A 14,571-nucleotide genomic window follows, 5' to 3' on the forward strand; every position below is an offset into this window, starting at 1 on the left:
TGGAGTTGACAGAGTAATGTCTTCAACCGCATTTCATGGACTCATGATCGCCGCCAGTTTCGGATGGTTTTTTGCGTAATACAGCTCTGACTCAGCGTCATCTTCGAGGAAGTGCCATATCTTTTTTGATCGCATGGAATATATGACGATAATCAGAAATACCCCGAGATAAAGCCACATCAAACTGGTTGCGCCGGATCTGGACATGATGGCGCCCGTCATCATGAATGAGACCGAGCTTCCTAGTTGACTGATCACTAACGTGGATGCCATCAGTCGTACGCGTACGCCGGAGGGGATCGACATGACCCTCTTGTCCATTCCGACCATCGTAATGCAAGCACTCGCCGCCCCGGCGAAAAACAGGCAACTACTCAACTGCCAGATTTCGTCGGTTTGTGTCGCTGCACAGAGTGCAAACGTTAATAAGGCCCAACATCCAAGATACTTGTTGCGCTGATTCTGCTTTCTGGTAATCAGCGGACTTAAAAAGAACAAACCTGCGACGGCTCCACCCGCGATCACTGCATTGAACAAGCCCACGCTACCGTCAGCCAGACCGCGTGTGTGTATGAGCGCTGGAACCAGCATCGGTACGGTGGCGGTTACGGCCAAACCCAGTAGCAATCCTGAAAACGTCAAAAACTGTTCTGGCGGTAGAACGCATTTGAGTTTGAGCCCCAAAAACATGTCATTAACAAGATCGGTTAATGATTTTCTGGGTTGCAGGGCAGGGGCTGCGCTGACGGGTAACGCCTTGGCTACAACCACAATGAAGAATCCCACTATCGACACAAATAGCACCGAGACTTCCAGTGAGGAAACCGTAATCACAATACCCGCCAACAAAGGCCCAGCAACCCGGCCGACAGTAACAACGATGCGTCGGACGCGAAATGCAGCGTCCGTCCGATGTTTATCAACGGTTTCCGCAGGATAGATACCCAACAGAGGCTGGATCATTCCAAATGCTGATGCAGCGATCACATCGATCAGTATCAGCGCATCAAGCGAATACCAGTTTGCGGCAAAAAAATATCGCAATACGCTGGCCATCAAGATCGCAAAACAGCCCACCTCGAGCGCCGTACTGCGGCGCATCGACTCAACACGCGGCGCCAGACACAACATCGAAATGATCGCCGCGAGTGCGAGCGCTGTTTCGTAGGCGGCCAGCTCCAGCAGGCTTCCTCGCTGCACGATAATCAGAGGTAGCGTGGTATTCCAGCAACCGAGGTAGATCCAGAGTAACAAGTCCAGGCACAGATACTTTCGAAATGTACTCAAAGGGTGACTTCCTTGTTCCGCACCTTGTGTTTGGGATCTCATTCGCATGCGCCGAATTATCCGCAATGCAGCTGCGCAAATATCAGCTTATACCTGCGCTGACATCCGGTGATGTTCCACCAGGAAGTCGACGAACAATCTCACCCGCGCCGGCATCGCCGCGCCTCCGACGAACACCGCATGAATCGGTTCCTGGTCCCCGGGGTTCCAGGCTTCCAGCAGCGCAATCAGGTCGCCGCGCTGCAGATCCTCGCTCACGCTGAACGCACCGATACGGGCAATGCCGGCGCCCATTCGCGCGAGTTGTGCCAGCGCTTCACCACTGCTGCATTCGATGTTGCCGCTGACCTTCAGGGAAAACACTTTGCCATCGTGGATAAATGGCCAGTTGGGTTCGGCACGCCGGAAGTTGAAGCGCAGACAGTTGTGTTGGAGCAAGTCTTCCGGTTCCTGGGGGACGCCGTGGCGTTGCAGATATTCGGGCGATGCCACCACGACCTGGCCGGTAGTGCCGATCCTGCGTGCGGTCAGCGGACTATCGGGCAGATGGCCGAAGCGCACCGCGACGTCGGCTTGCCCGCCAAGAATGTCGACCACCTCGTCGCCGAGGGTGAGGTCGACGACGATGTTTGGATATCGGGCGCTGAAGGCTGCGACCAAGGGAACGATGGCCAGGCGTCCATGGCCAAGGGCGGCACTGACCCGCAGTCGCCCCTTGGGTACGCCTTGGTCGGCGATGGCTTCTTCGACCTCATCCATGTCGGCGAGGATACGCCGGGCGCCGCGCAGGAAAGCTTCGCCCTCGGCGGTGAAGGTGATCGCGCGGGTGGTGCGCAACAGCAGGCGAGTGCCAAGCCGTTGCTCGGTGCGCGCGATGATCCTGCTGACTGCCGAAGGTGTCAGGCCCAGCGCACGCGCGGCGGCCGACAGGCTGCCTTCCTGGGCCACGGTAGTGAACACGCTCATTTCACCTGACCTGCCGTTGAAATCCACTTTTGCCTCCTACGCAAAGGTGATTGCCAAAAATGCTATCTACCGCCTGAAAAGACAGGATCGTAGCATTGGCGGCATAGATGAGGAGCTTTCCATGCGTATCAATCCACCACTTGTTGCACTCGCCATCGGTGCCTTCGGCATCGGCGTCACAGAGTTCGCCCCCATGGGCATGTTGCCGGGTATCGCTGCGGATCTGGGCGTTTCCATTCCCGCCGCCGGTTTGCTGGTCAGTGCTTATGCGCTGGGCGTATTGCTCGGCGCACCGCTGATGACCCTGACCACCGGCAAGATTCCCCGGCGCTCTCTGCTGATCGGGCTTATGGCGATTTTCACCGTGGGTAATCTGATGTCAGCCCTGGCCACCGATTACTACAGTCTCATGATTGCCAGGGTCGTGACCTCACTGAGCCACGGTGCTTTTTTTGGCATTGGCTCAGTCGTCGCCGCCACCCTGGTCGCTCCGGAGAAACGTGCCGGGGCGGTCGCGGCGATGTTCATGGGCCTGACGCTGGCGACCATCGGCGGTGTGCCGCTGGCCGCCTGGTTTGGCGAACTGTTCGGTTGGCGCACCGCTTTCTGGGGGATTACCGGCCTTGGCGTGGTGACCATGGCCGCGTTGTGGTTCGCCTTGCCCAACGTACGGGCGCCGCAAAGCGTCGGTGTCATGGCAGAAATTCGAGTGTTGGGGCGCGGCCCGGTGCTGGCCGCGCTGGCCCTGACCGTCGTCGGCTCGAGTGCCATGTTCACCGTTTTCACCTATATCGCACCGATCCTCAGCAGCGAGACCCATGCGTCCACTGCCTTCATCACCGCCATGTTGATGCTTTACGGTGTCGGGTTGACGCTGGGCAACATGTGGGGCGGCAAGGCCGCTGACCGCTCAATCGATCGCACTCTGATCGTCTCGCTGAGCGTACTGATTGTCGTCTTGTTGGCGTTCACCGTACTGATGCGCTGGCCGCTGCCGGCCGCTGTGGCCATTCTGATCTGGGGTATTGCCAGCTTCGCCCTGGTGCCGCCGCTGCAGATGCGCGTCATGGAAGCGGCGAAGGATGCGCCCAATCTGGCCTCGGCGGTAAACATCGGCGCCTTCAACTTCGGCAATGCGATTGGCGCAGCGCTGGGTGGTGCGGTGATCAGCAGCGGATTGGGTTATCCGGCGATCTCCCTGGCCGGCGCGGCAATGGCGGGCCTGGGACTGCTGATGGTGTTGGGGTTTGCGTGGCGCTCCAGAACTGTTGAAGCTGCAGTGGTTTAACTGCGTATAGTTTCAACCCCCACCGATACTGAATGTACCAACAGCTTTGGGCCGTTTTCTGCCTGTCGCGCAAGGCAGCAAACGGCCTGGAGTAGCCGTTCCCTCAAGGACGGCTTGCGGATATCACTGCCTGAGTGCCTGCCGAGTGAGTGAAATAGCGCTCTGATTCGAACCTCTCAAGTTCACTGCCGATATCACTCAGTCGCTCCAGGCGAGCGCTTTCTCCCAGAACATGGTTCTCCTGATTTTGAAGCGGGAGAAAACCCTGATGCATCCGCACCTCAAAAATTGTCCGTGAAACACCGTTGATAGTTTCTACGAAGGACGTCGATACGGGCGAGCGCTGAACGCTGGCTTGATGTACCACTGACTCCGTTTCCGTTGCCACTCCTCGAATTCTGAGCAATGCCCATTCGTCTTCAGGCGTGCCTGACATGACCAGTTCAACGGTGACGCCGCCATTCCCTTCGTAACCTCGTACGATGGGCTTTTGTACGCTGGAGTCGGCGTAACAATAATTGCCCGCCCACAGCCCCGTTGCTTGAGCGATGAACATCACTGGCGAAATAAGCGTTTTGAAAGACGACATGCTGCTATCTCAATGAACAAGGCAGCGCAGCATAGGTAGCCCCGAGCTGTTGACCTATAGCGCAACTTATCCATAAGCTGTGCATATGACGTACAGCTCAGACGACATTCTCCCTCCCTTCGAAGCCCTTCAAGCTGCCCTTACGGCTGCCAGAACCGGCTCCTTCACGGCTGCAGCCGAGGAACTGGAGGTTACCCATGCGACCATCAGTCGACGTGTGGAAATGGCTGAAAAATGGTTTCAATGCGCCTTGTTCGACCGGCATGCGCGCGGCGTCACCGTTACGGCCACGGGACAAATCGCTCTGGGCAAGGTTGCTCATGCCTTCGACCAGCTTAAACAAGCGCGACAGCTCCGGCCCGGCGGCCAGACTTTGCCCGTCGTAAAATTGGCCACGACGGCATCCTTCGCGCGTTTCTGGTTGATCCCGCGCTTGATCAAACTGGAAGGGTCGCCTCAGGATCTGCGTATCGAACTGGTCACTTCTGCGCTGAATGCCAGCCTGTCCTCAGGCGAGGTCGATCTGGCCATCAGGTACGGGCGCGGACTGTGGAATGACGGAGACGAAGAGCCATTATTCGACGAGTCGCTTTGTCCTGTGGCGTCACCTGACGTCATCGCCATGAACGAACAGCCGCTGTCCTTGATACAGAACACTGCACTGCTGCACACCGGCGATACGACATTGTGGCGAGCATGGATGAGCCATCACGGCAAACGCCTGACCTCCAGGCCCAGCGACAGGGTGCTGGGTGACTACGCCCAGGCAATCGAAGCCGCCCGCTCAGGGTTGGGCATCGCACTCTGGAATCCAGCGATTCACTCTCTCGAGGCATTCAATGGGCAATTGATTGCGTTGAATGCATTGAGCTGCCCAAGTCCGCTGAGGTTCTTCCTCCTGTCGAAGCCCGGGCCAGCTCACACCCCACCAATGAGGGTTCGGTCGAGGCTTCGCCGTTTGTTGAGTTTAAGCCAAGAGACGAAAACGACCGCCGACTAGCCGTTCGGCAAAGGCTGGTTAGTGATCGCTTGCCTGACGCCGCAACAAGTCATCGACCGCCCTAATGGCGAGGGGATACCCGTCGGCGCCCATGCCGCAAATCACCGCATTGGCCACCCCTGACATGATCGAATGGCGGTGCAGTTCGTCCCGAGCATGGATATTCGACAGGTGCAGTTCAATCAGCGGTGTGTCGAGCAGCTTCAGCGCATCCAGTACCGGAATCGAGTGGAACGACAGGCCGGCCGGGTTGATGATGACGGCCGCACCTTGCTCGAACGCCTGTTGAATCCAGTCGACCATCACGCCTTCGTGGTTGGTTTGGCGAAAGTCGCAGATCAGGTCGAGTTCCTTGGCCAGTGTTTCACTGCGTTGCCGGATCTGCTCAAGGGTGGTGTGGCCGTAAATGTGCGGTTCACGGCGACCCAGCAGGTTGAGGTTTGGGCCGTTGAGGATGAAGACGGTGCGGTTCATGGTTGTCCTGCTGCGTTATTTGGAGAGAAGGGCGGTAGCGCGAGTGTCGAGGGTGTAGTCACTGGCGACGGCGTTCAGGTCGATGCCGCGGGTTTCCGGGCCGATGACAATCATCGCGAGGGAGATCAGGTTGATCACCGCGCACAAGGTCACCAGCGGCCACGGCGAGTTGTTCGACTGGCTCATCAGCCACACGGCGATCATCGGCATCGGCCCACCAATCACCAGGTTGGCGCCGGTGTAGGCCAGTGCCGAACCCGAATAGCGCACCTGGGTCGGGAACGCCTCGGCGAAAGCCACAGGCTGGATTCCGCTCTGGAACTGGGTGAAGCCCAGGAACAGCCCCATGATTGCCATGATGGCCGCAACGTTCAGCGTGTTGAGGATCGGGAAGTACACGAACAGGATCAGCAGGGTCATGCAGGAACCCAGCGCCAAGGCCTTTTTCCGGCCCCAGCAATCAGACAGATAACCACCGGCCAGCGCACCGAAAATCGCGCAGACGTTCGCCACCATCAGTGACATGAAGCCTGTCGACTGGCTGAAGCCCAAGTGCTTGGTCAGGTAGCTGAGGGAGAAAATCACGATCAGATAGAACAGCGCAGCGGGCGAGCAGAAAAACAGCATCAGGCGCAGGATGGTTTTGTAGTGGCTGCCGACCGCGGATTTGAGCGGGCTTTTTTCCTGTTTGACCGGGGTGTTTTTCAAGGCCACGAACGCCGGGGTCTCATCGACTTTCAGGCGGATGAAAATCGCCACCACGACCAGTAGGAAGCCCATCAGGAAAGGAATTCGCCAGCCAAAGCTTTCGAATTGCTCGCTTGATAGGCTCGCGGCCAGGCCCATCAACACACCATTGGCCAATATCTGGCTGAGCGGGGAGCACAAGCCGAGCATGCCGGAATAGCGCCCGCGGCGATCAGGGGAGGCGTGTTCCAGCGCCATCAGTTGTGCACCGGTGGACTCGCCGCCCAGCGCAAAGCCTTGAACGATCCGCAGCAACACCAGCAGGATCGGCGCCCAGATACCCACTTGAGCGTAGGTGGGCAACAAACCCATCAGCACCGAAGCCAGACCCATCATGGTCACGGTGGCCAGCATCAGGTTACGGCGGCCGAGTTTGTCACCCAGGTAGCCACAGGTGATGGCGCCCAATGGCCGCGCGGCCAGGCCGACACCGAACGTTGCCAGGGACGCAAGCAGGCCGGCGGTTGGCTCCATCGCGGGGAAAAACAACTTGGGCAAAATGGTCGCGGACATCGCGCCATACAGTGTGAAGTCAAACCACTCCAGGGCTGTGCCGATGGTCGCAGCGGTCACCGCTTTGCGCGGCATGCGCGAATCATGAGTCTCGTGACTGATTGTGCTCATAAGGGTGCTCATCATTATTTTTATAGTGTCGGGATGCCCGGACGGTTCTGCGCAGTAGCGTCGCAATTGGCAGTCATCGTCGAGGTGGCTAGACGTTAGCGCATCTCGCTTGCAGAATAATTATCGAAATCACGATAAATAGATAAGCCAGCCTTATGGGTAGCAAATATGGAACTGCGTCATCTGAAAGCCTTTGTCGTTGCCGCTGACCTGCAGCACTTCAGTCGCGCCGCTGAGCAGTTGGGCGTTGCGCAGCCGGCACTGAGCCAGTTGATGCGAACCCTGGAGTCCGAGCTGGGCTTGGCATTGTTCCGCCGGGAAAACCGTGGCGTCGCGTTGACCGCTGCCGGCGAGGCATTTCTGCCCCATGCGCGGCAGTCCATCGAGTCCAGTGAACTGGCGATTGCTGCCGCACGGCGGGCGCGCCGTGGTGAAGTGGGCGAGCTCAACATCGGCTATCACTCGGCGCTATTCGAGGCCAATTTGCCGCAGTTGCTGCGGCATTACTTCAGCACTTTCCCGGAAGTAAAAGTGTCGCTGGTGGACGCCGGTATCCGCGCGCAGTTCGACATGTTGCTCGACCACAAACTGGACCTGGCCTTCGCCCGGGTCTTCAAGGACCATTTGCCGGAGCGCCTGCGCACCCATCATTTCAGCCAGTCGAGGCTGGTCTTGCTGATGCCGGACAACCATGAAATGGCGGACAGTTTTACCGGCGAACTGGCGACGCTGCGTCATGAGAAATTCGTGTTTCTACAGGACAGCGCCGGCATCGGTCTGACCTCACACACTCTCCAGGCGTGCCGGCAAAATCAGCTGCACCCCGAGAACATCATGCACGTGCCGTCGTTGATGAGCATTCCGGGGCTGGTGGCGGCCGGCATCGGCCTGAGCATCGTCCCGGAAACGATGACGCGGTTGACCATGCCGGGCATACGCATCGTGCCGCTGGCTCAAGCGGAAATGGTCAGTGAGCTTTCGCTGATTTCGCGGATTGATGAAAGGTCCAGCGCGGTGCTGCACTTCATTAAAGAGGCACAGGGTTGGGGATGAAATGCGCTGTTCATAGCGCATCACACATTGTCAGTCGCCGACAGGCTGAGTAAGCTGCGCCCATGAATCAGCCATCCGTATCTACCTCCTCGCCGAGCACTCGCGGCCCCGCCGAACACGACATCCGTGACCAGATTGTCGCCGCGGCCAACGAGCATTTCAGCCAATATGGCTACGGTAAAACCACGGTTTCCGACTTGGCCAAAGCCATCGGTTTTTCCAAGGCGTACATCTATAAATTCTTTGACTCCAAGCAGGCAATTGGCGAGGCCATTTGCGCCAACTGTCTTGGGCAAATCGCTGCGGCAGTCGAACAAGCGGTTAATACCGAAGCGATTTCAGCCACCGAGCGTTTGCGCAGGTTGGTGAAAACCGTGATCGCCACGGGCGTGGACCTGTTCTTCAACGATCGCAAGCTCTACGACATCGCCGCGTTTTCCGCTTCGGAGCGCTGGAACAGTGCCCAAGTGTACGAAGCGCAGATCAAGGGCTTTATCCTCGATATCGTGCGTCAAGGTCGAGAGGCGGGGGAGTTCGAGCGCAAGACCCCGCTGGACGAGACCGTCGAGGCGATCAATCTGGCGTTGCGGCCTTTCGTCAATCCGCTGCTGTTGCAACACAATCTGGATTTGATCGAACAAGCGCCCACGCTGACCACCAATCTCATCCTGCGCAGCCTCATGCCTTGACCCATCGCTGAGCAAGGTTTTCAGGCGATTCGGGTTAAGGCGACATCCCCGTTATTAAGTTTCCTGTTCCCGGTACATGAGTGCCCGGAGGGCGTTGAATTTTGCTTGATGTGACCATTGACTGAATCGGTCACATGGATAATATGGTTTCGCTGTAGTGCTCGATGTTCTATTCCAGTGATCTACATAGAGTCCAATAATGAAAAAAACAATGCTCAAGAGCCCCGTGGGCCTGGCCTTCGTGCTTGCGTCTTCCAATGTGTTTGCCGGTGGCTTTGCACTCAACGAACAAAGCATCAGCGGGATGGGCTCCGGTTTTGCCGGGCGCTCTTCATCAGCCGAAGACGCCAGTACAGTCTTTGGCAACCCGGCGGGCATGGCCCGGCTTAAACAAGAGCAGGTCAGCGTGGGCTCGGCGACGCTGTTCGCCAAGTCAGATATCAGCCGCACGCGCAGTACGTTCGGTGGCAACGAAGACGGCGACATGGTGCCGACGACCACCGTACCGATGGGGTATTACGTCAAACCGATTGATGACCACTGGGCATTTGGCGTCGGATTTTATGTACCGTTCGGTCTGATCACCGACTACGGCAGTGGCTTTGCCGGACGCTATTACGCCAACAAGAGTGAAGTCACCACGCTGACTTTCCAGCCGACCATCAGCTACGCCTTTAACGAAAAAGTCTCGATCGGCTTCGGTCCGACCATTAACCGTATCAGCGGCGAGATATCGGGCATGGTGCCCAATCCACTCAGCCCGGGGCGTAATGACGGCAAGCTCAAAAGCACGGGCGATGATACCGCGCTGGGTTTCAACGCCGGCGTGCTGGTGCAGGCCACAGACCGAACCCGCCTGGGGCTGACCTACCACTCCAAAGTCAGTTACCACCTGGATGCGAAAACCAAGGTCACCGATGGCATCTTCAGCGTGCTGGGCGTCAGCGGCCGCAGCTATGACGCGTCGCTGGACGTGGACACGCCGGAGTCGGTGGATTTTTCGGTCACGCATCAATTCAATAACGACTGGACGCTTTATCTGGGCAGTACCTGGACGCGCTGGAGCCGCTTCAAGGAGCTGACGATCGAGAACAGTGGCTTGCCGCCGTTGCTGAGCGGCCAACTGGGCACGATCAGCGAAGAGCAGAACTGGCACGACACCTGGGCTCACGCGATCGGTGCGGCCTATCAACTGAATAACCAATGGGTGCTTCGTGCCGGTTTTTCGGTTGATCAGTCACCGGCCAACAACACCAATCGGGGGCCGCGCATTCCGACGGGCGACCGCAAGGTGCTCAGCTTCGGTGCAGGCTGGACGCCCTTGGAAAATGTCACGATCGACCTGGCTTATTCCTACCTGTGGGAGGAGAGCGTCGAGATCAACGACACCTCGGCATCGAGAGGTGCCTACAGTGCCCGATACAAGAACAGTGCGAGCGGGCTGGGGACTTCGGTGAGCTACCGTTTTTAGTCGGGCCTGTCAGTCGATTTGCAGGCCGATATTGCTGATGGTCAGGATGCAGTTATTTCTCATGTAGTGACTATTGACGATAATGGTCACAAGACTGAGAATATGATGATCATCCTATTCCTCAGTAAGGGAATCTATGCGCCGGCTCCGACCTTTCCCCATTGCCGCATGCTTGTTGCCTCTCGCCCTGAGCGCCTGTGGCGAATCTTCCAGCGTTGCAGATCCCCGCACACAGGCGCCACTGGTCAGATCCGCTGCCGTTCAGGCATCAGCCGATGTCGCTCGCTCTTTCACCGGAGTGGTCGCGGCGCGCGTTCAGGGCGACCTGGGGTTTCGCGTTTCGGGCAAGGTGCTCGAACGTCTGGTTGATACGGGGGAGGTCGTCAAGCGCGGGCAGCCGCTGATGCGTCTCGACCCGATCGACCTCGGACTGCAAGCGCGGGCGCAGCAGGCGGCGGTCATCGCAGCTCGCGCCAGCGCCAAACAGACAGCCGACGATGAGGCTCGCTATCGCAAACTGGTCGGCGTTGGCGCCATTTCGGCATCAGCTTACGATCAGTTCAGAGCCGCCGCAGAGACTGCAAAAGCGCAGCTCAACGCCGCGCAAGCGCAAGCCGACGTGGCCCGCAATGCTTCGGGTTATGCGCTGCTGGTCGCTGATGCGGACGGCGTGGTGGTGGAAACCCTCGCTGAACCGGGCCAAGTGGTCAGCCCGGGACAACCGGTGGTGCGATTGGCCTGCGCAGGGCAACGCGAGGCCATCGTGCATCTGCCGGAAACGTTGCGTCCGGCAGCCGGTTCCAACGCGCAAGCCAGCCTTTACGGAGTGAACTCAGCGCCTGTCACGGTAAGTCTCAGGTTGCTTTCGGACTCTGCAGACCGTACGACGCGCACATTCGAAGCGCGGTATGTGCTCGAGGGGCCGCTGGCCAATGCGCCGATCGGTGCGACCGTGACCCTCAGCATTGCCGAAGGCGCCACGCAGACACAAGCGTTACAAGTCCCCATCGCCGCCGTTTACGACCCGGGCAAAGGACCCGGTGTGTGGGTGATCACCGGAACACCGGCAAAGGTGGCTTGGCGAGCGGTTCAGGTGCTGGGGTTGAGCGATGATTCGGCGCGCATCGCCGGCGACCTCACTGCCGGTGAGCAGGTTGTAGCGTTGGGCGCACATCTGCTGCGCGATGGCGAAGAGGTGCGATTGCCCCAACAGAGCGAAACCAGCGTTGCCGGGAGCCGTCCATGAGTCAGGGGCGCTTCAACCTTTCGGCCATCGCCGTGCGCGAGCGGGCAATCACGGTGTTCCTGATTTTTCTGATCGCTGTTGCAGGGACGTTGTCGTTCTTTGAGTTGGGACGTGCGGAAGATCCACCGTTTACGGTCAAGCAGCTGACCGTGATTACCGCGTGGCCGGGCGCGACGGCGCAAGAGATGCAGGATCAGGTCGCCGAACCCCTTGAAAAGCGCCTGCAAGAACTCAAGTGGTACGACCGCTCGGAAACCTACACTCGCCCTGGACTGGCGTTCACGATGGTGTCGTTGCTCGATAGCACGCCGCCCTCGCAAGTGCAGGAAGAGTTCTATCAAGCACGCAAGAAACTCGACGATGAAGCCATCAGGCTGCCGGCCGGTGTGATCGGGCCGATGGTCAACGATGAGTTTTCCGACGTGACCTTCGCGCTGTTCGCCTTGAAAGCCAAAGGCGAGCCGCAGCGCTTGCTGGTGCGTGATGCCGAAGCCATGCGCCAGCGTCTGCTGCATGTGCCGGGGGTGAAGAAGATCAACATCATCGGTGAGCAGGCCGAGCGCATCTACGTTTCGTTTTCCCATGACCGGTTGGCCACCCTCGGCTTGTCACCGCAGGAGATCTTCGCCGCGCTGAACAGTCAGAACGTGCTGACGCCCGCCGGCTCCATCGAAACCAATGGGCCACAGGTGTTTCTGCGTCTCGACGGTGCTTTCGACAAGGTGCAGAAAATTCGCGACACACCGGTCTCCGTGCAGGGGCGCACACTCAAACTCTCTGATGTCGCGACGGTTGAACGCGGGTACGAAGACCCGGCGACTTTTGTTGTGCGCAATAACGGTGAAGACGCGTTGCTGCTGGGTGTGGTGATGCGCGAGGGCTGGAACGGTCTGGATCTGGGCAAGGCGCTGGATGCGGAGACCGCGCGGATCAATGCGGAAATGCCATTGGGCATGACCCTCGCCAAAGTCACCGACCAGGCGGTCAATATCGACTCGGCGGTCGGCGAGTTCATGGTCAAGTTTTTCGTCGCGCTGCTGGTGGTCATGCTCGTGTGCTTTCTCAGCATGGGCTGGCGGGTCGGGGTGGTAGTCGCCGCGGCTGTGCCGTTGACCCTGGCGATCGTGTTCGTGGTGATGGCCGCCACCGGCAAGAACTTTGATCGCATCACCCTCGGGTCATTGATCCTCGCGCTCGGGCTGCTGGTCGATGACGCGATCATCGCCATTGAAATGATGGTGGTGAAAATGGAGGAGGGCTACGACCGCATCAAAGCATCTGCCTATGCCTGGAGCCATACGGCGGCGCCGATGCTGTCCGGTACGCTGGTGACTGCAATCGGCTTTTTGCCGAACGGTTTTGCCCAGTCCACTGCCGGCGAGTACACCAGCAATATGTTCTGGATCGTCGGCATCGCGCTGATCGCTTCCTGGGTTGTCGCGGTGGCGTTCACCCCGTATCTGGGCGTGAAGTTGTTGCCGGACATCAAGAAGGTCGAAGGCGGCCACGCGGCGATCTACAACACGCCGAATTACAACCGCTTCCGCCGGCTGCTGACTGCGGTGATTGCTCGCAAATGGCTGGTGGCAGGTACGGTGGTCACGCTGTTTTTCGTTGCGGTTCCAGGCATGGGGCTGGTGAAGAAGCAGTTTTTTCCGACCTCCGACCGTCCCGAGGTGATGATCGAGGTGCAAATGCCTTACGGGACCTCGATCGAGCAGACCAGCGCCACGGCCGCCAAGGTCGAGGCCTGGTTGCACAAGCAGGATGAGGCCAAAATCGTCACGGCCTATATCGGCCAAGGTGCGCCACGTTTCTTCCTGGCGATGGCGCCAGAATTACCCGATCCTTCTTTTGCCAAAATCGTGGTGCTCACGGACAGTCAGGAAGCACGCGAAACCCTCAAGTTGCGCTTGCGTGAAGCGGTTGCTGAAGGCCTCGCGCCGGAGGCTCGTGTGCGGGCCACGCAAATTGTCTTTGGTCCTTATTCGCCGTTTCCGGTTGCCTACCGGGTGATGGGGCCTGAGCCGGCGAAGTTGCGCGACATCGCCGAGCAGGTTCGCGGCGTGCTGCAAGACAGCCCAATGATGAGAACGGTGAACACTGACTGGGGACCGCTGACCCCGACATTGCATTTCAGTCTCGATCAGGACCGTCTGCAAGCCGTGGGGCTGACGTCGAATGCGGTTGCCCAGCAACTGCAGTTTCTGCTGAGCGGAGTGCCGATCACCGCGGTGCGCGAGGATATTCGTTCTGTGCAGGTCGTCGGGCGTGCGGCGGGCAATATCAGGCTCGACCCGGCGCAAATCAAAGGCTTCACTCTGGTCGGCGCGGAGGGGCAACGCATCCCGTTGTCGCAGATCGGCGAGGTCGATGTGCGCATGGAAGATCCGATTCTGCGCCGCCGTGACCGCACGCCGACCATCACCGTGCGGGGCGACATTGCCGAAGGTTTGCAGCCTCCGGATGTGTCGGGTGAGATCCTCAAGCAATTGCAGCCGATCATTGAAAAACTGCCTTCGGGTTACCGAATCGAGCAGGCGGGTGCCATCGAGGAGTCCGGCAAAGCGGGCAAGGCGATCTTGCCCTTGCTGCCGATCATGATCGCCATGACGCTGCTGATCATCATGGTGCAGGTGCGTTCGATCGCGGCGATGATCATGGTCTTCCTCACCTCGCCATTAGGCTTGATTGGCGTGGTGCCGACGCTGCTTATCTTCAATCAGCCATTTGGCATCAATGCGCTGGTCGGGTTGATTGCGCTGTCGGGAATCCTGATGCGCAATACGTTGATTCTGATCGGGCAAATCCATCACAACACGCTGGAAGGACTGGACCCGTTCCACGCCGTGGTCGAAGCCACGGTGCAACGTGCGCGGCCGGTACTGCTGACGGCGCTGGCGGCCATTTTGGCGTTTATTCCGCTGACACACTCGGTGTTCTGGGGGACGCTGGCTTACACCCTGATTGGCGGCACGTTCGTCGGCACTATCATTACGCTGGTGTTCCTGCCGGCGATGTATTCGATCTGGTTCAAGATTCGCCCTGAGCACGAGGTTCAAACCGAAACAGTCAAACTGGCGTAGTGACAACGCCTGCAATCGAGGCCCGCTTTCGCGGGCCTCTTTGTCCCCACG

The 14,571-nt window shown here is 58.8% G+C and carries 12 protein-coding genes; 7 read left to right on the top strand and 5 right to left on the bottom strand.

The annotated features are described in order from the left end of the window. Positions 1–33: 33 nt before the first annotated feature. Together U6037_RS14280 and U6037_RS14285 are read right to left on the bottom strand one after the other, a co-directional pair. Positions 34–1,287, bottom strand: a complete 1,254-nt coding sequence (locus U6037_RS14280; protein ID WP_322847236.1) for an MFS transporter — start codon at positions 1,285–1,287, stop codon at positions 34–36. A gap of 87 nt (positions 1,288–1,374) precedes the next feature. After that, on the bottom strand, positions 1,375–2,280 hold the full coding sequence (locus U6037_RS14285) for a LysR family transcriptional regulator (protein ID WP_322847237.1): 906 nt from the start codon (positions 2,278–2,280) through the stop codon (positions 1,375–1,377). A 94-nt stretch (positions 2,281–2,374) separates the two neighbouring features. Here U6037_RS14285 and U6037_RS14290 point away from each other — a divergent pair, with 94 nt between their 5' ends. After that, a complete protein-coding gene (locus tag U6037_RS14290; protein WP_322847238.1) occupies positions 2,375–3,541 on the top strand; it encodes an MFS transporter in 1,167 nt (388 codons plus the stop codon). Between the two features lie 103 nt (positions 3,542–3,644). Here the strand turns inward: U6037_RS14290 and U6037_RS14295 are convergent, their stop codons facing one another. After that, complete coding sequence (locus U6037_RS14295) at positions 3,645–4,130, bottom strand: hypothetical protein (RefSeq protein WP_322847239.1); 486 nt, start codon at positions 4,128–4,130, stop codon at positions 3,645–3,647. An 85-nt stretch (positions 4,131–4,215) separates the two neighbouring features. Between U6037_RS14295 and U6037_RS14300 the strand changes: the two genes are divergently transcribed. Continuing rightward, the gene (locus U6037_RS14300; RefSeq protein WP_322847240.1) at positions 4,216–5,130 is read left to right on the top strand and encodes a LysR substrate-binding domain-containing protein; all 915 of its coding nucleotides are present in this window, start codon (positions 4,216–4,218) and stop codon (positions 5,128–5,130) included. A gap of 18 nt (positions 5,131–5,148) precedes the next feature. Here the strand turns inward: U6037_RS14300 and U6037_RS14305 are convergent, their stop codons facing one another. Both U6037_RS14305 and U6037_RS14310 read right to left on the bottom strand, forming a co-directional pair. Then, on the bottom strand, positions 5,149–5,604 hold the full coding sequence (locus U6037_RS14305) for a type II 3-dehydroquinate dehydratase (RefSeq protein WP_322847241.1): 456 nt from the start codon (positions 5,602–5,604) through the stop codon (positions 5,149–5,151). A gap of 15 nt (positions 5,605–5,619) precedes the next feature. Continuing rightward, entirely contained in the window at positions 5,620–6,975 is a 1,356-nt protein-coding gene (locus U6037_RS14310) for an MFS transporter (RefSeq protein WP_322847242.1), read from the bottom strand. A 168-nt stretch (positions 6,976–7,143) separates the two neighbouring features. Here U6037_RS14310 and U6037_RS14315 point away from each other — a divergent pair, with 168 nt between their 5' ends. The 5 genes from U6037_RS14315 (at position 7,144) to U6037_RS14335 (ending at position 14,520) form a co-directional block, all read left to right on the top strand. Further along, positions 7,144–8,028 (top strand): LysR family transcriptional regulator, encoded by an 885-nt coding sequence (locus U6037_RS14315; RefSeq protein WP_322847243.1) that lies wholly within the window; start codon positions 7,144–7,146, stop codon positions 8,026–8,028. 62 nt (positions 8,029–8,090) lie between these two features. Beyond that, positions 8,091–8,717 (top strand): TetR/AcrR family transcriptional regulator, encoded by a 627-nt coding sequence (locus U6037_RS14320; RefSeq protein ID WP_322847244.1) that lies wholly within the window; start codon positions 8,091–8,093, stop codon positions 8,715–8,717. A gap of 199 nt (positions 8,718–8,916) precedes the next feature. Then, positions 8,917–10,188, top strand: coding sequence for an OmpP1/FadL family transporter (locus tag U6037_RS14325; protein WP_322847245.1), 1,272 nt, complete (start codon positions 8,917–8,919; stop codon positions 10,186–10,188). A 136-nt stretch (positions 10,189–10,324) separates the two neighbouring features. After that, the gene (locus U6037_RS14330) at positions 10,325–11,434 is read left to right on the top strand and encodes an efflux RND transporter periplasmic adaptor subunit (RefSeq protein ID WP_322847246.1); all 1,110 of its coding nucleotides are present in this window, start codon (positions 10,325–10,327) and stop codon (positions 11,432–11,434) included. Further along, positions 11,431–14,520 carry an efflux RND transporter permease subunit gene (locus U6037_RS14335; RefSeq protein ID WP_322847247.1) on the top strand — a complete coding sequence of 1,030 codons (3,090 nt, stop codon included), beginning with the start codon at positions 11,431–11,433 and terminating at the stop codon, positions 14,518–14,520. Before U6037_RS14330 ends, U6037_RS14335 begins: the two co-directional genes overlap by 4 nt. Positions 14,521–14,571 lie beyond the last annotated feature (51 nt).

The organism is Pseudomonas sp. B33.4, assembly GCF_034555375.1.
Classification (GTDB): domain Bacteria; phylum Pseudomonadota; class Gammaproteobacteria; order Pseudomonadales; family Pseudomonadaceae; genus Aquipseudomonas.